The sequence below is a fragment of the Geobacter sp. AOG2 genome, from assembly GCF_019972295.1.
Classification (GTDB): domain Bacteria; phylum Desulfobacterota; class Desulfuromonadia; order Geobacterales; family Pseudopelobacteraceae; genus Oryzomonas.
This window is the reverse complement of record NZ_BLJA01000001.1, coordinates 2,037,307-2,056,382: the sequence shown is the minus strand read 5'-3', so window position 1 is coordinate 2,056,382 and position 19,076 is coordinate 2,037,307. Positions and strand designations below refer to the sequence as shown.

The 19,076-nt window shown below is 59.6% G+C and carries 18 protein-coding genes; 17 read left to right on the top strand and 1 reads right to left on the bottom strand.

The annotated features are described in order from the left end of the window. Nucleotides 1-29 precede the first annotated feature (29 nt). On the bottom strand, nt 30-1,430 hold the full coding sequence (locus LDN12_RS09300; protein WP_223922396.1) for a DEAD/DEAH box helicase: 1,401 nt from the start codon (nt 1,428-1,430) through the stop codon (nt 30-32). A 183-nt stretch (nt 1,431-1,613) separates the two neighbouring features. Between LDN12_RS09300 and LDN12_RS09295 the strand changes: the two genes are divergently transcribed. From LDN12_RS09295 to LDN12_RS09215, 17 genes are all read left to right on the top strand, one after another. Beyond that, nucleotides 1,614-2,582, top strand: a complete 969-nt coding sequence (locus LDN12_RS09295; protein WP_223922395.1) for a polyprenyl synthetase family protein — start codon at nt 1,614-1,616, stop codon at nt 2,580-2,582. Nucleotides 2,583-2,629: 47 nt separating this feature from the next. After that, complete coding sequence (locus tag LDN12_RS09290; protein WP_223922394.1) at nt 2,630-3,148, top strand: TlpA disulfide reductase family protein; 519 nt, start codon at nt 2,630-2,632, stop codon at nt 3,146-3,148. Nucleotides 3,149-3,158: 10 nt separating this feature from the next. Continuing rightward, nucleotides 3,159-3,890, top strand: coding sequence for a cytochrome c biogenesis CcdA family protein (locus LDN12_RS09285; protein WP_223922393.1), 732 nt, complete (start codon nt 3,159-3,161; stop codon nt 3,888-3,890). Next, nucleotides 3,887-4,318 (top strand): VOC family protein, encoded by a 432-nt coding sequence (locus tag LDN12_RS09280; protein WP_223922392.1) that lies wholly within the window; start codon nt 3,887-3,889, stop codon nt 4,316-4,318. Before LDN12_RS09285 ends, LDN12_RS09280 begins: the two co-directional genes overlap by 4 nt. Before the next feature lie 225 nt (nt 4,319-4,543). Continuing rightward, nucleotides 4,544-5,080 carry a bifunctional pyr operon transcriptional regulator/uracil phosphoribosyltransferase PyrR gene (gene pyrR, locus LDN12_RS09275; protein WP_223922391.1) on the top strand — a complete coding sequence of 179 codons (537 nt, stop codon included), beginning with the start codon at nt 4,544-4,546 and terminating at the stop codon, nt 5,078-5,080. A 159-nt stretch (nt 5,081-5,239) separates the two neighbouring features. Then, on the top strand, nt 5,240-6,172 hold the full coding sequence (locus LDN12_RS09270; protein ID WP_223922390.1) for an aspartate carbamoyltransferase catalytic subunit: 933 nt from the start codon (nt 5,240-5,242) through the stop codon (nt 6,170-6,172). A 165-nt stretch (nt 6,173-6,337) separates the two neighbouring features. Beyond that, a complete protein-coding gene (locus LDN12_RS09265; RefSeq protein ID WP_223922389.1) occupies nt 6,338-7,612 on the top strand; it encodes a dihydroorotase in 1,275 nt (424 codons plus the stop codon). Between the two features lie 46 nt (nt 7,613-7,658). After that, a complete protein-coding gene (carA, locus tag LDN12_RS09260) occupies nt 7,659-8,780 on the top strand; it encodes a glutamine-hydrolyzing carbamoyl-phosphate synthase small subunit (RefSeq protein ID WP_223922388.1) in 1,122 nt (373 codons plus the stop codon). Nucleotides 8,781-8,982: 202 nt separating this feature from the next. Continuing rightward, nucleotides 8,983-9,885, top strand: a complete 903-nt coding sequence (locus tag LDN12_RS09255) for a radical SAM protein (protein WP_223922387.1) — start codon at nt 8,983-8,985, stop codon at nt 9,883-9,885. Nucleotides 9,886-9,905: 20 nt separating this feature from the next. Further along, the gene (locus LDN12_RS09250) at nt 9,906-10,403 is read left to right on the top strand and encodes a hypothetical protein (protein ID WP_223922386.1); all 498 of its coding nucleotides are present in this window, start codon (nt 9,906-9,908) and stop codon (nt 10,401-10,403) included. Further along, on the top strand, nt 10,400-10,726 hold the full coding sequence (locus LDN12_RS09245; protein WP_223922385.1) for a DMT family protein: 327 nt from the start codon (nt 10,400-10,402) through the stop codon (nt 10,724-10,726). Before LDN12_RS09250 ends, LDN12_RS09245 begins: the two co-directional genes overlap by 4 nt. 23 nt (nt 10,727-10,749) lie before the next feature. Next, nucleotides 10,750-14,001, top strand: coding sequence for a carbamoyl-phosphate synthase large subunit (carB, locus tag LDN12_RS09240; protein WP_223922384.1), 3,252 nt, complete (start codon nt 10,750-10,752; stop codon nt 13,999-14,001). 77 nt (nt 14,002-14,078) lie between these two features. Next, nucleotides 14,079-14,555 (top strand): transcription elongation factor GreA, encoded by a 477-nt coding sequence (gene greA, locus LDN12_RS09235; RefSeq protein ID WP_223922383.1) that lies wholly within the window; start codon nt 14,079-14,081, stop codon nt 14,553-14,555. A 27-nt stretch (nt 14,556-14,582) separates the two neighbouring features. Further along, the gene (locus tag LDN12_RS09230) at nt 14,583-14,786 is read left to right on the top strand and encodes a DUF1858 domain-containing protein (protein WP_223922382.1); all 204 of its coding nucleotides are present in this window, start codon (nt 14,583-14,585) and stop codon (nt 14,784-14,786) included. Nucleotides 14,787-14,907: 121 nt separating this feature from the next. Then, on the top strand, nt 14,908-15,447 hold the full coding sequence (thpR, locus tag LDN12_RS09225) for an RNA 2',3'-cyclic phosphodiesterase (RefSeq protein ID WP_223922381.1): 540 nt from the start codon (nt 14,908-14,910) through the stop codon (nt 15,445-15,447). Nucleotides 15,448-15,706: 259 nt separating this feature from the next. After that, nucleotides 15,707-18,064, top strand: coding sequence for an ATP-dependent DNA helicase RecG (recG, locus tag LDN12_RS09220; RefSeq protein ID WP_223922380.1), 2,358 nt, complete (start codon nt 15,707-15,709; stop codon nt 18,062-18,064). A gap of 36 nt (nt 18,065-18,100) precedes the next feature. Then, nucleotides 18,101-19,075 carry a bifunctional riboflavin kinase/FAD synthetase gene (locus LDN12_RS09215; RefSeq protein WP_223922379.1) on the top strand — a complete coding sequence of 325 codons (975 nt, stop codon included), beginning with the start codon at nt 18,101-18,103 and terminating at the stop codon, nt 19,073-19,075. The last annotated feature ends 1 nt before the right edge of the window (nt 19,076 follow it).

Below are 19,076 nucleotides of genomic sequence, written 5' to 3'. Positions count from 1 at the left end.
GGCTTTGCGGTTCGTGGGAGGAGAGGGGGCTATTCCCCCTGGGGGAGACTGCTTCCCGGTTCCGTTTTTTCACCCGGCTTGCGGCGTCTGCGGCGGCGTTTTTTTGCAGCCGGTGTTTCGCCGGTTGCGCCCTCCGCCGCGGGTGCAGGAGCCGAAGGGGCCGCCGCTGCCGCAGGTTTCGGTTTCACGCGTCCGCCGCTGCCGGAGCGGGCCGGCCGGTCGCCGCTCCGCCCCCGGCCGCCCGCAGGTTTTGCCTCGGGCTTGCGTTTGGGCCGCGGAGTCCGCACGTAGTCATGGACGAACAGGTCGTCCTCGGCCCACTCGGTGGGGATCTTGTCCTTGATGTACTCCTCGATGGCCTCCAGGAAAAAAGCGCCGTCCTCATCGGCCAGCGAGATGGCCTTGCCCTCGGAACCGGCCCGTGCGGTGCGGCCGATGCGATGGACGTAATCCTCGCTGTCCTGGGGCAGGTCATAGTTGATGACGTGGGAAACCCCCTCGATGTGCAGGCCGCGCGAGGCCACGTCGGTGGCGATCAGGATCGGGAGTTTGCCCTGCTTGAAATCATCCAGGATGCGCATGCGTTTGCGTTGTTCCACATCGCCCGAGATGACGCGGCAGGGAAAGCCGTTGGCGTTTAACCGGTCGAACAGATATTCGGCCTCACGCTTGGTATTGATGAAGATCATGGTGCGCTCCATCCCGTCGCGGCGCAACAGGCCCAGCAACAGAGGAAACTTCTCCTTGCGGGAGACGTGGAACAGCACCTGCTCGACCCGCTCCGCGGTCATCTTTTCCGGGGTGACCGAGAGCTTTTCCGGCATGTTCATGAATTCATAGGCCAGTTCCATGACCCGCTGGCTGAGGGTGGCCGAGAACATCAGGTTCTGGCGCTGGTCGTAGGGGGGGAGCCGCCGCAGGATGAAACGCAGGTCGGCTATAAAACCCATGTCGAACATCCGGTCTGCCTCGTCGATCACCAGCATCTCGATTCCCTTGAGGGAGTAGACCTTCTGCTTGAGATAGTCGATCAGCCGGCCCGGGGTGCCGACCACAATATCGGCGCCCTCCCGCAGGGCGCTTCGCTGTTTCATGTAGTCCACCCCGCCGTAGATCGCCTGGGTGACCAAGCCGCAATTCCGGCCCAGCAGTTGCGCGTCGGCCTCGATCTGGACCACCAATTCCCGCGTGGGAGCCAGGATCAGGGCGCGGGGCTGCTGCTTGCTCCCTTTGTTCTCCAGGAGACGGGTAAACAGGGTGATCAGAAAAGCGGCGGTCTTGCCGGTACCGGTCTGGGCCTGGCCGGCCACATCCTTGCCGCTCAGGGAGAGGGGGAGGGTTTGCTCCTGAATCGGGGTACACTCGGTAAAACCGGCTTCCCGGATGCCTTGCCGTACCTCTTCAGGGATTGATAACTCGTCAAATCGCATTACGTAGATCCTCGTGTTGCTCGAAAATATCTGATTACTGCCAATTTCATACCTTATACCGTGACGTGGCGTCTGGCAATGGAAACATGAATTTTTCTGCACGGCGCAACGGCCAGAAATGCTTTGACAAACCGTTTTTCATTCCTTTACTATGGCGAAACTTCATTTCAAGGAAATCACCTGATGCAGGCCGCCCTGAACATCATTGGCGACGAACTCAAGCTCGTCGAACAGCAATTCCGCAAAGACCTGGAATCCGACGTACCCCTGATCCGCAAGGTGGGGGAATACGTGCTTTCCAGCGGCGGCAAACGCGTCCGCCCCGCCCTGTTGCTGCTCGCCGCCAAACTGTGCGGCTACCGGGGGGACAAGGCGGTTCCGCTGGCGAGCGTCATCGAATTCATCCATACCGCCACATTGTTGCACGACGATGTGGTTGACAGCGCCACCCTGCGCCGGGGCATCGCCTCGGCCAACACCTTGTGGGGCAACGAGGCCTCGGTGCTGGTCGGCGACTTTCTCTTCTCAAAATCATTCTCCCTGATGGTCGGCGTCGGCAGCCTCGATATTCTTGGGGTGCTTTCCGGCGCCACGACGGTCATCGCAGAGGGGGAGGTAATGCAACTGCTCTGCACCGGTGAGCTCGACCTGACGGAAGAGCGTTACATCGGCGTTGTGCGGGCCAAGACCGCCATCCTCATGTCGGCGGCCTGCGAGGCTGGGGCCATCCTGGGAGCTGTTCCGGCCGACCGGCAGAAGGCGCTGGCCGATTTCGGCATGGAGTTGGGAATCGCCTTCCAGTTAATGGATGACCTCCTGGACTACACCGCCACGGAGGAGGAGTTCGGCAAAAGCATCGGCCATGATCTGGAGGAAGGCAAGATTACCCTGCCGCTGATCCACACCCTGCGCCATTGTACCGCCCGGGAGCGCTCCGTTATTGAAGCGGTTGTGGAAAAAGACGAGATGTCGCTGGATGAGTTTCGCGAGGTCTCGGGCCTGGTCAAGCAGTATGGCGGCATCGAGTATACCGTGGAAGCTGCCCGGCGCTACATCGCCGCAAGCCGGGGGCGTCTCGACCGGTTCGATGCCTCGCCGGTCAAGGACGCCCTTTTGGAGCTTGCCGACTACGTGGTTACCCGCAACCGCTGATCCATTCCCGAATCTACTCAACTAACGGGAAATCTTCTGGAGGAAAAATGAAACGGTTTCTGTGTCTTGTTATTTTGGGTGCCGTAGTGGCATTGACGGCATGCACCAAAAAGGAAGAAGCGAAGAATCAGGGGCCGCTTCAGGAAAATAATCCGGCCCCGGCCATAACGGTAAACTCCCTGGCCGGCAAGCCTCTGAACCTTTCCGACCTGAAGGGGAAGGTGGTGATCCTCAACTTCTGGGCCACCTGGTGCCCCCCTTGCCGTGAGGAGATCCCTTCCATGATGAAGCTCAACAGCGCCATGGCCGGCAAGCCGTTTCAAATGGTGGCGGTTTCCATCGACGAGGGTGGTCAGCCGGCCATCGAGGCGTTCTTCAAGACCAGCGGATTCAGCCTTCCGGCCTACACCGACCCGGATAACCGCGCCGCCAAGGCCTATGGCATAACCGGCGTGCCTGAAACCTTTGTCATCGACAAGAACGGTATCCTGCTCAAAAGGGTCATCGGCCCGATGGCGTGGGATTCTCCCGATGTTCTATCGTACCTGGAAGGGCTGATGAAATAGGAGTTTTGCCGTGCATTCCCAGCATGTTACGTATGTAGGCGCATTTATCGCAGGATTGCTTTCCTTTCTCTCCCCCTGCGTCCTGCCGCTGATCCCTTCCTATATCACCTATATCACCGGTATCTCCTTTGCCGATCTTCAGGCTGAACATCCGTCCCACATCGTGCGCCGGAAGGCCATGCTGCATTCGCTGGCCTTCATTGCGGCCTTTACCGTGGTCTTCGTGCTGCTGGGGGCCTCGGCTACCTATCTCGGCTCGTTTCTCCAGGAACATATCGGGGTGGTGCGCAAGGTCGGCGGCGTGTTGATCGTCCTGTTCGGCATCCATGTAAGCGGCCTGGTCCCCCTGCATTTTCTGATGGGCGAGAAAAGGGTCCAGCTTCACCAAAAGCCGGCGGGCTATGTGGGAAGTTTTCTGGTGGGCATCGCCTTTGCTGCCGGATGGACCCCCTGCATCGGCCCGATCCTGGCATCGATCCTGATGGTGGCCGCTACCGAGGGGAGCATCATGCAGGGTATTATCCTGCTGCTGCTGTATTCCTTGGGATTGGGAATCCCGTTCTTTCTTTCCGCCCTGGCCATGCATCAATTCCTGACGGTTTTCAACCGTTTCAAAAAGTTTATCCGGGTGTTCGAGATCTGCACCGGCCTTTTCCTGGTGCTGGTCGGCGTCCTGATCTACACGAACGGCCTCGCGCGTCTTTCCGGCTATGCCGGAATGCTCTTCAAGGGCATTGAATGAAGATCCACCGGGCGCGGCACTCCATGCAACTGGCGGTGTCGCAACTGGCGGTGACCGAGGCCTTTTACGCCGGCATCCTGGAGTTGCCGATGCAGCGCTCCCTTACCTCCCAAGGGGCTCCGGATTACCTGGTGCTGGATATGGACGGCATGGCCCTGATCTTCGTGGAGGAGGATGACGTCATCAGGTCCCACCCGATGCTTGAACCCCGTTTCAGCATGTTTCCGCGCGGTATCGGCATGACGCTGCATTTCCGGGTCACGGATATCGAGGAGATCAGCGAGGCCATCGCGGAGGAGGGGCTGGAGATCCTGTATCCCCTTGAGATCAAGCCGTATGGCATCAAGGAGATGTGGTGCTTCGACCCTGACGGTTACCTTGTGGTGCTGGACGAGCCGCTTGAGGTAAAAAAGAAGCCCGGCGCCTGATCCCCTCCAGTGAAAGGGATTGCCGCTTTGGCGATCAATTAGCTTGACCTTGGCAGTGGAGAGTGCTAGTCTCATCCAACGACATATCGACTACCTTTTAATCCAGCCCGAGAGGTTGGCAAGGGTTACACAGATGACTGACGCGAATCATATATGGAAGGGCCTTGCTGCATGCGCGGTGAGGCTCTTTTTTTGTGTCTCACGGAAAGGTAAAGGTGGCCGACCATGACCGAAAGTTTGACGGTACTGCTGGACGAAAGCGGAATCAAGCGGGCGTTGATCCGTATCTCCCATGAGATACTGGAACGCAACAAAGGGGTGCGGGATGTGGTCCTGATCGGTATCCGCTCGGGCGGGGCGTTTCTGGCCGGGGAGCTTGCCAAGTCCATCGCGGTGATCGAGGGTGCCGAGGTCCCGGTGGGGGCGGTCGACATCACCCTTTACCGGGACGACATCAAGAGCCATGCCCCCCACCTGCCGGTGGGCAAGACGGAGATCGGCTTTTCCCTGCAGGGGAAAAAGGTCGTCCTGGTTGACGATGTGCTCTTTACCGGCCGCACCATCCGGGCCGCCATGGACGCGCTGATGGACCACGGCAGGCCGGAATGCATCCAACTGGCGGTGCTGATCGACCGGGGGCATCGCGAGCTGCCGATCCGGGCCGATTTTGTGGGGCGCAACGTACCTACCAGTCTGAAGGAAAATGTCCAGGTCATATTCAACGGGCAGAATCTACCGGTTGAAGTTGTTCTCGAAAAATAGTGGGGTTGTCGAAAAACTCAGGTTGTTCAAAAATAGTCGGATCGTCGCACCCGCAGAGTGCCCTGAGGAGGCGTAGCAGCGCTACGCCGCACGAAAGGGCATTCGAGGACGGCGGCGAGATGGCTGTTTTTCAACAACCCTCTTAGGGGAGGAGGGGGCATGGCAGAGTTCAAACACAGGAATATCATTGCGCTCAGGGATCTGACCGGGGAAGATATCGAGCTGCTCCTGGCGACGGCTGAAAACATGCGGGAGATCAACAGCCGCGACATCAAGAAGGTTCCCACGTTGCGCGGCAAGACCATCATCAACCTGTTCTACGAGGCATCCACCCGCACACGGACGTCCTTCGAGATTGCCGCCAAGCGGCTATCCGCCGACACCGTCAACATCTCCCCCTCCACCAGCTCGGCCACCAAGGGGGAGACCCTGGCAGACACCGCTCTGAATCTTTTGGCCATGAAGCCTGACATCATCGTCATGCGCCATGCGGTTTCCGGAGCCCACTACCATCTGGCCCAAAAGGTGAGCTGTTCGGTCGTCAACGCCGGCGACGGAGCCCACGAGCATCCGTCGCAGGGGCTTTTGGACCTGTTGACCATCAAGGACCGGTATGGACGGCTGGACGGCCTCAAGGTGGCCATCGTGGGGGACATCACCCATAGCCGGGTGGCCCGCTCCGATATCCAGGGGTTGACCAAGATGGGGTCCCACGTCTACCTGGCCGGGCCGCCGACCATGATGCCGCCGGCGGTCGAAAGACTGGGCAACGTCACGGTGTGCGCCACCATGAAGGAAGCCATCCAGGATGCCGATGTGGTCATGATGCTGCGCATCCAGCAGGAGCGCCAGGGCAAGACCCTGATGCCCAATACCCGCGAATACTCCCGCTACTTCGGGCTCAACCCGGAAAACCTCAAGCTGGCCAAGCCGGGCGCCGTGGTAATGCACCCCGGCCCCATCAACCGCGGCGTGGAGATGTCCTCCTACGTGGTGGACGGCGGTCAGTCCCACGTCCTTAAGCAGGTGGAGAACGGCGTGGCGGTGAGGATGGCCATGCTCTATCACGTGTGCGGCGGCGAGTTGGAGTAAGATGAAGCAGCCGCTTTTCCGCCAGGTCGGCGTAAGTCTTCAGGAGGTCCTTGTGCGGCGTAGCGCTGCTACGCCTCCGCGGCCTCCCTCGACAGCCTTGACCTGACGAAAAATCGACTGCTTCAAGGAAACATATAAAAATACCTAACGGTTAGGGGTGACCATATGAATCTTTTGATCAAGAACGGCCGGGTGATCGATCCTTCCCAGGGGTTCGACGATGTGGCGGATGTGCTGGTTGAAGCCGGGCTGGTGAAAGAGATCGGCAAGAGCCTGAAGGCGCCGGCCGGTGTGGCGACCGTAGATGCCGCCGGGAAATACGTGGTGCCGGGGCTGGTGGACATGCATGTGCACCTGCGCGACCCTGGGCTGGAATACAAGGAAGATATCGTCAGCGGCACCAGGGCTGCTGCTGCGGGCGGCTTCACCTCCATCGCCTGTATGCCCAATACCAAGCCGGTCATCGACAACAAGGCCGTGGCCGGCTACATCATCAATAAGGCGAAATCAGAAGGATTTTGCAACGTCTTTCCGGTCGGTTGCATCACCTACGGCATGGGCGGCGAGCGCATGGCCGAGATGGGCGAGCTGAAAGAGGCCGGATGCGTGGCGGTTTCCGACGACGGCAGGCCGGTGGCCAACGCCGAACTCATGCGCCGCGCCCTTGAATATGCCCGCGGCATCGGCATCCTGGTCATCTCTCATGCCGAGGACCTGGCACTGGTGGGGGAGGGGGTCATGAACGAAGGCTTTACCTCCACGGAACTGGGCCTGAAGGGGATTCCCAGGGTTGCCGAGGATATCGCCACGGCCCGGGACGTGATGCTGGCCGAGTACACCAATTCGCCGCTCCATATCGCCCATGTCTCCACCAGGGGGTCGGTGCGCCTCATTCGCGAAGCCAAGGCCCGCGGTGTCAAGGTCACCTGCGAGACAGCGCCCCATTACTTCACCCTGACCGATGATGCGGTCCGCGGTTACGACACCAACGCCAAGATGAACCCGCCGCTGCGCGAGGCGGATGACGTGGCGGCCATCAAGGAGGGACTCAGGGACGGCACCATCGACTGTATTGCCACCGACCATGCCCCGCACCATCTGGATGAGAAGGATGTGGAGTTCAATGTGGCCGCAAACGGCATCATCGGCCTGGAGACATCGTTGCCGCTCTCACTGAAACTGGTAGAGGAAGGGACGCTCACCCTTAATCAACTGGTTGAAAAAATGTCTATTAACCCTTCAAAAATAATTGGCATTTCACGTGGAAGCCTTAAGATCGGCAGTGTGGCCGACCTGACCGTCATCGACCCAACCGCCGAGTGGACGGTGGAGCCGGAAAAACTGGCCAGCAAGTCGCGGAACACCCCCTTCGCCGGCTGGCGGATGAAAGGGGCGGCGACCTGCACCATTCTGGGTGGCGTGGTAGCCTTTCCCCGGTAACGCCAGAATAGAAGTCATTGAGTCTCATCAAAAGGAGTCATAACGTATGAAAGCAGTCCTTGCGCTCGCCGACGGGCGCATTTTCGAGGGTACGTCATTCGGAGCCGGCGGAGAAGCCACGGGTGAGGTGGTCTTCAACACCTCCATGTGCGGCTATCAGGAGGTCCTGACCGACCCCTCCTATAAGGGCCAGATGGTCACCATGACCTACCCGCAGATCGGCAATACCGGCATCAACCCGGAGGATATCGAGAGTCGCGGCCTTTTCCTCTCCGGCTTCATCGTCAAGGAATATATGGACTGCTATTCCAACTGGCGCGCCACCATGAGCCTGGACGCCTATCTCAAGGAAAACAGCGTGGTGGGCATTCAGGGGCTCGATACCCGTGCCTTGACCAGGCATTTGCGGGACAAGGGGTCACAGAACGGGATCATCTCCACGGTCGATTTCGACCGGGAGAGCCTTGTGGCGAAGGCGCGGGCCGTCCCCAGCATGGCCGGTCTGGACCTGGCCAGCGGCGTCAGTTGCGACAAGCCGTACCACTGGACCGAGGGGCTCTGGGACCTGCAGAAGGGATATGCCGCGGTTGACCCCGCCAGCCTGAAATACAAGGTGGTGGCCTACGATTTTGGCATTAAGTACAACATCCTGCGCTGCCTCGTGGATGCCGGTTGCGACGTGACCGTCGTGCCTGCCGCGTTCCCGGCGGAAGAGGTGCTGGCCATGAACCCGGACGGCATCTTCCTCAGCAACGGCCCGGGCGACCCGGAACCACTGACCGGGGTGATCGGGAACCTCCGTAAACTCGTCGGCAAAAAGCCGATCTTCGGCATCTGCCTCGGACACCAGTTGTTGGGCTTGGCCCTGGGCGGCAAGACCATGAAACTCCCCTTCGGCAACCACGGTTCCAATCTGCCGGTCATGGACATGGCGACCCGCAAGGTCGAGATCACGGCCCAGAACCACGGTTTTGCCGTTGATCTGGACTCACTGGGCACGGTTGCCTGTCTGGGACACGAAAATCTGAACGACCAGACCGTGGAAGGCATTCGTCACTGTGACCTGCCGATCTTCTCGGTGCAGCATCACCCCGAGGCATCGCCCGGCCCCCATGATTCTCACTATTTATTCGGAAGGTTCGTAGAAATGATGGAGAAGTATCGCTAAGCACGTACGGCACGGTTGCCGCTTTTGCGCCGGCCGGCCGCTCTGCATTTAGTTTGCCTTTACCAGTCGGTTGTCGATTTTGCGTCAGATCAAGGCTGTCGAGGGAGGCCGCGGAGGCGTAGCAGCGCTACGCCGCACAAGAGCCTCCTGAAGACTTACGCAGAGCTGGCGTAAAAGCGGCAATCGTAACGAAGAAAGCACTTTGAATTATCTGACGTTATATCAATCCGGCGAGTTGTTGAAGCGTGTGCGCACGGCCTACGCCCGGCTGGCTGCCTGCGACCTCTGTCCCCACGACTGCGGCGTGAACCGCCTCCGGGGGGAACGCGGGGTCTGCGGCGCCGGGGCGCACCCGGCGATCGCCTCGGCCAATGTCCACCACGGCGAGGAACCGCCCATCTCCGGCGAGCGGGGTTCCGGTACGATCTTCCTGACCGGATGCAGCTTGAAGTGCCGTTTTTGTCAGAATTTCCCCATCAGCCAGATGGGTAACGGCGAGACGATAACAACAAAGGTCCTGGCCGACAGGATGCTCAGGCTCCAGCGGCAGGGGGTGCACAACATCAATTTCGTCACCCCGACCCACTATCTGCCCCAGATCCTGGCCGCGCTGTACCTGGCCATCCCCCAGGGGTTCCGCCTTCCCCTGGTATGGAATTCCAGCGGCTACGAGAAGGTGGATGCCCTGGCGCTCCTGGACGGAGTGGTGGATGTCTTTCTGCCGGATATGAAGTATGTCGTCAACGAGACAGCAGAGCGTTTCTCCTCGGCTCCGGGCTACCGGGATCATAACCGGCCCGCTGTCAGGGAGATGCTCAGACAGGTGGGACATCTTGAACTGGATGATGAAGGTCTTGCGGTAAAAGGCCTGATTATCCGCCATCTTGTCCTGCCGGACGGGTTGGCGGGAACGCGGGAAACCCTGTCGTGGATTGCCGAAAACCTTGGGACGGAAACCCACATTTCGCTGATGCGCCAGTATTTCCCGGCCCATTTGGCCGTGGATATGCCGTCGCTGGGCAGGAAGATCACCGACGACGAGTACGCCGAGGCGGTGCAGGCGCTGGAGGATTTCGACCTGGAGAACGGCTGGGTGCAGGATTGAGCGAAGGAGTCTATGAGGCTATGGAGAGCACAGGCAAGCATTCGGGCGATTGTCATATCTTTGAGATCTGCGCAAAGATCGAAGCCCAAACTGCGGAACTCTATCATTACTACAGCGAGCTTTTTCACGAGAATCCCGACGCGGCCCAGTTGTGGCACAAGACGGCGATTGAAGAGGAAAATCACCTCCGGCAGTTTGAACTCGCCGACAGGCTCTACCGGAAAGCCGATTTTGCCCTAGCGGTCGATACCGATAGAGCTGAACGGGTATGCCACAAGCTGGGTGCGCTCCTGTCCCATGTCCGGCAGCAGCCCCCCGATCTGGAAACCGCCCTGGTTCGGGCCATCGAGATGGAGGAATCGCTGGCCGACCTGCATGTGGAGAGTGTCGTCAGGTTTACCGATGGTTCCATTCAAAAGATTTTCAGGGCGATGATGTCTTTCGATCAGGAACATGTCCAGTCGCTGAAGAGATTCCTGGCCATCATAACCCTTGCGCGGACGGATATGACCGGATGAGAACGGTAGGGCTGCTGGTACTATCCAACATCTTCATGACCTTTGCCTGGTATGCCCACCTCAAGAACCTGCGGACCCGGCACTGGCTGATCGCCGTGGCGGTTTCGTGGGGGATCGCGTTCTTTGAATATCTGATTCAGGTGCCGGCCAACCGCATGGGTTACGGCCGTTTTTCCCTGGCGCAGTTGAAGATCATGCAGGAGGTCATCACCCTGTCGGTCTTTGTACCCTTTGCCGTACTGTACATGGGCACCACCCTGACCTGGAACTATCTCTGGGCCGGTTTTTGCCTTGCCGGAGCAGTTTTTTTTATATTCCGCTAATCACAAGAAGGAGTCATGCATATATGCCGAAACGTACCGACATCAAGAAGATCCTCATCATCGGAGCCGGCCCGATCGTCATCGGCCAGGCCTGCGAATTCGATTACTCCGGCACCCAGGCCTGCAAGGCGCTGAAGGAGGAGGGGTTCGAGGTGGTGCTGTTGAACAGCAACCCGGCCACCATTATGACCGATCCGGATTTTGCCGACCGGACCTACATCGAGCCGGTAACCCCCGAAATCCTGGCCAAGATCATCGAACGGGAGCGGCCGGATGCCGTGCTGCCTACCCTGGGCGGCCAGACGGCGCTGAATACCGCCGTGGCGGTGGCCGAAGCAGGGGTCCTGGACAAATTCGGCGTGGAGTTGATCGGCGCCAAGCTGCCGGCCATCAAGAAGGCCGAGGACCGCACTCTATTTAAACAGGCAATGGAGAAGATCGGTTTGACCGTTCCGTCTTCCGGCCTGGCCCACAACTACCGGGAAGCCATGGAGGTCGTCAAGTCGGTCGGGTTTCCGGCGATCATCCGGCCGTCGTTCACTCTGGGCGGCACCGGCGGCGGGATCGCCTACAACATGGAAGAGTACGAAAGGATGGCCCTGGCCGGTATCGACGCATCGCCGACCGATGAGATCCTGGTGGAGGAGTCGGTCATCGGCTGGAAGGAATACGAACTGGAGGTAATGCGCGACACGGCCGACAACGTGGTGATCATCTGCTCCATCGAGAACTTCGACCCCATGGGGGTCCACACCGGCGACTCCATCACGGTTGCCCCGGCCCAGACCCTGACCGACAAGGAATACCAGATCCTGCGGGATGCGTCCCTCAAGATCATCCGCGAGATCGGCGTTGATACGGGCGGCTCCAACATCCAGTTCGGCATTAACCCCCAAAACGGCCGCCTGGTGGTGATCGAGATGAACCCGCGGGTTTCCCGGTCGTCGGCCCTGGCCTCCAAGGCCACCGGCTTTCCCATTGCCAAGATCGCGGCCAAGCTGGCCGTGGGATATACCCTGGACGAGATCACCAACGACATCACCCGCGAGACGCCGGCCTGTTTCGAACCGACCATCGATTATGTGGTCACCAAGATACCCCGCTTTACCTTTGAGAAATTTCCGGCAGCCGATGCCATCCTGACCACCCAGATGAAATCGGTGGGTGAGGTAATGGCCATCGGCCGCACCTTCAAGGAGTCGTTCCAAAAGGCCCTGCGCTCCCTGGAGATCGGTTCCTCCGGTTTCGAGTCGCGCCTGTTCGATCTGGGCGCCGAAACCCGCCGGGCCCTGACTGCCGAGGAACAACAACTCCTGGTGGAGAAGTTGCGCGCCCCCAATTGGGAACGGCTCTGGTACGTGGCCGACGCCCTGCGCAGCGGCATGACCGTGGCCGAGATTCACAAGAACACCGCCATCGACCCCTGGTTTCTGCATAATATCCGCCAGATCATCGAGATGGAGAGCCGGCTCAAGAAGGTCGAGCCGAAAAGCGAGGGTAGGGAAGAGCTGAAACAGATCATCCGCGAAGCCAAGCAGATGGGTTTTGCGGACAGGTTTCTGGCGCAACTCTGGAAGATGGGCGAGGACGAATTGCGTGCCCTGCGCTGGTCCCTTGGGGTCCGTCCGGTGTACAAGCGGGTGGACACCTGCGCTGCCGAGTTTGTGGCCTATACCCCGTACCTGTACTCGACCTACGAGGAGGAGTGCGAGGCCGAACCGACCGACCGCAAAAAGATCATGATCCTGGGAGGCGGCCCCAACCGCATCGGCCAGGGGATCGAGTTCGACTACTGTTGCGTGCACGGGGTCTTTGCCCTGGCCGAGGACGGTTACGAGACCATCATGGTCAACTGCAACCCGGAAACGGTTTCCACCGATTACGATACCTCCGACCGCCTCTACTTCGAACCGCTGACCCTGGAAGACGTGCTGGAGATCGTGGCCAAGGAAAAACCGACGGGCGTGATCGTGCAGTTCGGCGGCCAGACGCCCCTCAAGCTGGCTGTGGCGCTGGAGAAGGCCGGTGTGCCGATCATCGGAACCTCCCCGGATGCCATCGACCGGGCCGAGGACCGGGAGCGGTTCCAGGAGATGCTCCACAAATTGGGGTTGCGCCAGCCGGAGAACGGCACGGCCCGCTCTTTCGAAGAGGCCGAGAAGGTGGCCAACCGCATCGGATATCCGGTCGTGGTACGGCCATCCTACGTGCTGGGCGGGCGGGCCATGGAGATCGTCTATAACGTGGAAAACCTGCTGCGCTACATGACCACCGCCGTTCAGGCTTCCCCTGAACACCCCATCCTGATCGACAAGTTCCTGGACGAGGCCATCGAGATCGACGTGGATGCCCTTTGCGACGGCAGCGAGGTGGTGATGGGCGGCATCATGGAACATATCGAGGAGGCGGGCATCCACTCGGGCGATTCGGCCTGTTCGCTGCCGCCGTACTCCATTTCAGCCGAAACCGTGGCCGAAATTCGCCGCCAGACCGTTCTGATGGCCCTGGAACTGAACGTCAAAGGGCTTATGAACGTGCAGTATGCCGTCAGGAACGGCGAGATCTACATCCTGGAGGTCAATCCGCGGGCCTCCCGCACCGCTCCTTTCGTCTCCAAGGCTACCGGCCGCCCCCTGGCCAAGGTTGCGGCCCGGATCATGGCCGGTAAAAGCCTCAAGGAATTGGGGGTCTCCGGCGACATCGTGCCGAAACATATATCGGTGAAAGAGGCGGTCTTCCCCTTTGTCAAATTCCCCGGTGTGGATACGATTCTCGGCCCCGAGATGAAATCCACCGGCGAGGTGATGGGCATCGGCGACACCTTTGCCGAGGCCTTTGCCAAGTCGCAGCTGGGGGCCAACGTGAAGATGCCCATGTCCGGCAACGCCTTCATCAGTGTTCGTGACGTGGACAAGAAACATGTTGTAAGCACGGCGGAAAAGTTGTATAAAAATGGTTTCGGCATCTTGGCAACCGGCGGTACTGCCGCGTTTCTGGAGGAAAAGGGGATCCCGGTCCGACGGATCAACAAGGTCATGGAAGGGCGCCCCCATGTGGTCGATGCCATTAAAAACGGCGAGATCAGCTTCGTGGTCAATACGACCCAAGGCGCCCAGGCGGTGGCAGATTCCTTCTCCATCCGGCGGGAGTCGCTGATGCACGGCATTGCCTATTACACCACGGTGGCCGGTGCCAGGGCCGCAGTAGACGGCATCCTCACCCTGAAGGGGCAGGATCTGACGGTCCGGACCCTGCAGGAATATTTGAACGGTTAGCGCCACCGGGTAGAGTGCCGCTGTTATCATACATTGCCGGTTTTGTATCAATTTTGTGTTCAGGAGCTTATGAGTAGATGTCCCATTCCATCCCATTGACAAAAGAAAGTTTTGAGGCTCTGCAAGAGGAGTTGAAACGCCTGATCCGCGAGGAGCGCCCCAAGGTTATTCAGGATATCGCCGAGGCGCGCAGTCATGGCGATCTTTCGGAAAATGCCGAGTACGATGCCGCCAAAAATCGCCAGGCCTTTATTGAAGGACGCATTCAGGAATTGAACGGCAAGCTGGCCCGCGCCTACGTTGTGGATCTTTCCGGCATGAAGCCGGACAAGGTGGTCTTCGGTTCTACCGTAACCCTGTACGACACAGCCTCCGAGGAGGAGGTGAGCTACAAGATCGTCGGCGAGGATGAGGCGGATATCAAGCTGAGCAAGATCTCGTGTACGTCCCCCGTCGGTAAGGCGTTGATCGGCCACAAGCTGGACGATACCGTCAAGGTGACGGTCCCGTCGGGGACCAAGGAATACGAGATCATCGACATCAAATACGAATAAATACCCTTTCTGCAAGGAGAGACAATCATGGCGGATACGATCACCAAGAATATGACATTTTTTGAAGTTATGCGCATGCACCCCGAGGTGGTTTCGGTGCTGCAGAAGTACAACCTGGGATGCATCGGCTGCATGGGCGCCCAGAATGAAAGCCTTGAACAGGGGGCCAATGCCCACGGTATCGACGCCGATGCGCTGGTGAAGGATCTCAACGCAGCCATTGCCGCCTGATCCCGTAGCGGGCCATCCGTTACCTCAAGCCCCCAGGGAATCCCTTCCTTGGGGGCTTTTTACGTTTTGCGCAGGAAGTGGTATATAATAAAAAAAGAGTAGCTTTACGGAAGGGGTCGCCATGCGCCTCTTTATCGCCATCGAGCTTCCCGACACCATAAAACGGCACCTTGAAAAGATACGTGCCCACATCCCCGGAAGCCGTTGGGTGCCGATGGAACAGATCCATCTGACCCTTGCGTTCCTCGGCGAGGTCGACGAAGTCACGATTGAACGGCTGACCGGGTCGTTGGCCGCGATCCAGTCACCCGGATTCAGCCTCCGGTTCAGCGGCGCCGGTTGCTTCCCCGATCGTAGCCGGCCCCGGGTGCTGTGGGTCGGGCTGGAACCGGAACCGCGCTTGAACAGACTGGCCTCCCTGGTTCGCGAAACGGTGCTGGCCTGCGGCATCCCTCTGGAGGAGCGCCCCTTCTCCCCTCACATAACCCTGGCACGCCTCAAGCTTCCCGTTCCCCGCGAGGTGGAGGCCTTTCTGGGCGACCACGGGAAGATGTGTCTTCCGTCGGTTGACGTGCGGAGGTTCATCCTCTTCAAGAGTCTCCTGACGTCGCAGGGAGCCGTCCATACGCCTTTGAAGGCCTTTACGCTTTCGCCGACGTAGGAGGGTGGGAATAGCCATCCGGTCAATCGGAGAACCTCCCCGCGAAGGTCGGGAAAGTCCCTGCCCATAAGTCTCCGCCATTACCCGTTTGAGGTGGATTTTGGCGCTGCTATGGTGTATAAAGAGCACATTATCTCTGACTGCGAATATCGGAAAAATTGCCGTCTCATGGCCCAGGCCATTCATCATCCCGTGCCTTTGATAAAACCGCCCGCCGTTCCGGCGGAGCGCAAACCGTATCGGTATCGAGAGCCTTTCCGTGCCAAAGCTGACCCTTTCAGCCGAAAACGCCCTGATCATTCCCCCCGAACTCCGTAATCATCTTGGTGTCGGGCCGGGTGACGCTGTTTCCGTGGAGATGGGGGAGAAAGGCATGCTGGTGCTTCGTGCGTCACGGGAATCCGTTCCCCTCCCTCCCCGGGAAAAGGAAAGCGGGGCTGCGGCAGGACCGGTTCACCCGCAGGAAGACGGCGCGGCGCTCAAGGAGGCCATTGCCCGCAAAAACCTCCAGACCCGCATGCAATTCATCAAGGGGGTCGGGCCGAAGCTCTCGGAGCTTTTGGAAAAGCGGGGGGTGATGTGCGTCGAGGACGCCCTGTACCTGCTGCCGCACCGTTATGAGGATCGCCGCGAGTTGACCCCCATCGTCCGTTTGAAACCGGGCACCAGCGCGGTCTTTTCCGGCAAGGTGCTTTCGGCGGATATCACGGCCACCAAGGGGGGGAGGCGGTTCTTCGAGGCTCTGGTTGCGGACGACAGCGGTACCATCGCTTTCAAGTGGTTCAACGCCAACCCGACCTTCATGAAGCGGGTCTGGAAACCGGGCCGGAGCGGCATCTTCACCGGCGAGGTATCTCAGTTCGGCTACCAGCGCGAGGTGCACCACCCGGACGTGGAGTGGCTGGAGGAGGGGAAACGCGTTCAGGATGTGCTTGCGGCAGACCCGGTCAACTTCGGGCGGATCGTGCCGGTCTACCCGCTGACCGAGGGGCTGGGCCAGAAGGTCATGCGCAAGGTGATGAAAGAGGTGGTGGACGGCTTCCTGGGCTCGCTTCAGGAATTGGTGCCCGCGGCCATTTTGGAGCCACTGTCGCTGCCCGGCCTGCGGCAATCCGTGCGGGATCTGCACCTGCCGCCGCCGGAAGCCGGTCTGGACGACCTCAATCAGGGGCGTACCCCGGCCCACCGGGCCATCGCCTTTGACGAGTTTTTTTTCTGGGAGTTGGGGCTGGCACTCAAAAAAAGAGGGGTTGCGTTGGAAGAGGGTATTGCCTTCCAGGTGACCCATCGCTACACGAAACAATTGGCCCGGTTGCTCCCCTTCGAGTTGACCGGCGCCCAGCGCCGGGTTTTGTCCGAGATCAAGACGGATATGATGGCGCCTCATCCCATGCACAGGCTGGTGCAGGGAGACGTGGGGAGCGGCAAGACGCTGGTGGCGCTGATGGCGGCACTGGTTGCGGTGGAAAACGGCTATCAGGTGGCCATCATGGCCCCCACCGAAATCCTGGCCGAACAACACTGGCACACTATCCACCGTTTTTGCACCGAACTGGGCATTGAAACCGTGTTGATCACCGCGGGCATGAAAGGCAAGGCCAAGTCCGAAGTTCTGGCGCGCGTAGCCAACGGCAGCGCCCAGATTGTTATCGGCACCCATGCCGTGATTCAGGAAAAGGTCGAGTTTGCCCGCTTGGGACTGGGCATCATAGACGAACAGCATCGCTTCGGCGTTCTACAGCGGGGTGTCCTCAGAAAAAAAGGGTGCAACCCCGATATCCTGGTGATGACCGCCACCCCGATCCCCCGGACCCTTGCCATGACCCTGTTCGGCGACCTTTCCTTGTCGGTTATCGACGAGCTTCCGCCGGGACGTACGCCCGTGGAAACCCGAATAGCCTTCGAATCCCGGCGGTCGCAGGTATACGCCGCGATCCGCGATGAAGTACGTCAGGGGCGGCAGGCCTACGTCATCTATCCGCTGGTGGAGGAAACCGAGAAGTCGGACCTCAAGGCCGCCAGCCAGATGGCCGAGCTTCTGAGCCGGGACGTATTCCCCGATTTGCGCATCGGACTGCTGCACGGCCGTATGGCGCCGGACGAGAAGGAAACCGTGATGGGGTCCTTCAAGGCCCGCGACCTGGATATTCTGGTGTCCACCACGGTTATCGAGGTGGGAATAGATGTCCCCAATGCCACGGTAATGGTCATCGAACATGCCGAGCGTTTCGGCCTCTCCCAGCTCCATCAATTGCGGGGTCGGGTGGGACGGGGCAGTGCCAGGTCGCGCTGTATCCTGTTGACCGCCGGCAAGCTCTCCGAGGATGGCGAGAGGCGGCTCAAGGTCATGGAGTCTACGACCGACGGTTTTCGCATTGCCGAAGCCGACCTGGAAATTCGCGGTCCCGGCGATTTTCTCGGTATTCGCCAGTCGGGCATGCCCGATTTCCGGGTGGCCAATATCCTGCGGGACGGCAGCCTTCTGGAGCAGGCACGGCAAGCGGCGTTCGGCCTGCTGGAGCGTGACCCCGAGTTGTCGGCTGCGGGCCACGCATCCCTCAAGGATGAGCTGTTGCGGCGTTGGGGACAGCGGCTGGAACTGGCGTTGATCGGGTAGTTTTTATTTCTTAACAGGAAATGGGATGTTTGCTGCATGCGTCTACTGACTGGTTCTGATGTTTTCAAGCATAACTTTGATAATTCCGTCATAACTATCGGTAATTTCGACGGAGTCCATCGAGGACATGCCGAACTGTTTCGACAGGTGAAGGTTGCGAGCGCCCAGCGCGGACTCCCCTCGGTTGTGGTAACCTTTGATCCGCACCCGCTGGCGGTGCTGGCGCCCGATGCCGCTCCACCACTGATCACCACATTCGCCCAGAAAAAACTCCTCATTGCCGAAACAGGAGTTGACTGCCTGGCGGTGATCGAATTCACGCCCGAATTCTCCCGAATGCCGGCTGAGGCGTTTGTACGCGATATCCTCGTAGGATTTCTGGGGATGAACCATATCATTATCGGCCACGATTATGCCTTTGGGAAGGATCGCCAAGGGAACCAGGCTACTTTGGAGCGCCTGGGGAGTGCATGCGGCTTTACCCTGGAGGATATAAGCCCGATCGGGGAGGGGGAGGTCGTTTTCAGCAGCAGCCTGGCGCGTCGCCTCATCAACAGCGGAGACATGCCGGCCGCCAGCGGCATCCTGGGGAGGTATCACGTCATCTCCGGCACGGTCGTGCACGGGCGGGAGATCGGCCTTACCCTGGGATTCCCCACTGCGAACATCTCGACCCGTAACGAACTGGTGCCTCCCGATGGCGTTTACGCGGTCATGGTTTCCGTGGATGGCCGCATTCTCAAGGGTGCCTGCAACATCGGCAACAACCCGACCTTTGAAGGTGGCGGGCGCACCATCGAGGTCTTTCTGCTGGATTTTTCCGGCAAACTCTACGACCGCGAGATTGCCATCTGTTTCGTGCAACGCCTGCGGGGGGAAGCGAAATTCCCGGACGCCGCTGCGCTCATCAAAGCTATTCAACAAGATGTGGCCACGACCAGAACGGTCCTGGACTCGGCCGATAGCAGCCTGATCAAGCCTTTACTCTCCCCGGTACGGATCGGAGAATGAT

Coding starts and splice junctions, on each gene's coding strand:
- LDN12_RS09250 (WP_223922386.1), top strand. CDS start 9,906: ATGGAGAGCACAGGCAAGCATTCGGGCGATTGTCATATCTTTGAGATC.
- LDN12_RS09280 (WP_223922392.1), top strand. CDS start 3,887: ATGAAGATCCACCGGGCGCGGCACTCCATGCAACTGGCGGTGTCGCAA.
- LDN12_RS09245 (WP_223922385.1), top strand. CDS start 10,400: ATGAGAACGGTAGGGCTGCTGGTACTATCCAACATCTTCATGACCTTT.
- carA (WP_223922388.1), top strand. CDS start 7,659: ATGAAAGCAGTCCTTGCGCTCGCCGACGGGCGCATTTTCGAGGGTACG.
- carB (WP_223922384.1), top strand. CDS start 10,750: ATGCCGAAACGTACCGACATCAAGAAGATCCTCATCATCGGAGCCGGC.
- thpR (WP_223922381.1), top strand. CDS start 14,908: ATGCGCCTCTTTATCGCCATCGAGCTTCCCGACACCATAAAACGGCAC.
- LDN12_RS09295 (WP_223922395.1), top strand. CDS start 1,614: ATGCAGGCCGCCCTGAACATCATTGGCGACGAACTCAAGCTCGTCGAA.
- LDN12_RS09300 (WP_223922396.1), bottom strand. CDS start 1,430: ATGCGATTTGACGAGTTATCAATCCCTGAAGAGGTACGGCAAGGCATC.
- LDN12_RS09215 (WP_223922379.1), top strand. CDS start 18,101: ATGCGTCTACTGACTGGTTCTGATGTTTTCAAGCATAACTTTGATAAT.
- pyrR (WP_223922391.1), top strand. CDS start 4,544: ATGACCGAAAGTTTGACGGTACTGCTGGACGAAAGCGGAATCAAGCGG.
- LDN12_RS09270 (WP_223922390.1), top strand. CDS start 5,240: ATGGCAGAGTTCAAACACAGGAATATCATTGCGCTCAGGGATCTGACC.
- greA (WP_223922383.1), top strand. CDS start 14,079: ATGTCCCATTCCATCCCATTGACAAAAGAAAGTTTTGAGGCTCTGCAA.
- LDN12_RS09265 (WP_223922389.1), top strand. CDS start 6,338: ATGAATCTTTTGATCAAGAACGGCCGGGTGATCGATCCTTCCCAGGGG.
- LDN12_RS09290 (WP_223922394.1), top strand. CDS start 2,630: ATGAAACGGTTTCTGTGTCTTGTTATTTTGGGTGCCGTAGTGGCATTG.
- LDN12_RS09230 (WP_223922382.1), top strand. CDS start 14,583: ATGGCGGATACGATCACCAAGAATATGACATTTTTTGAAGTTATGCGC.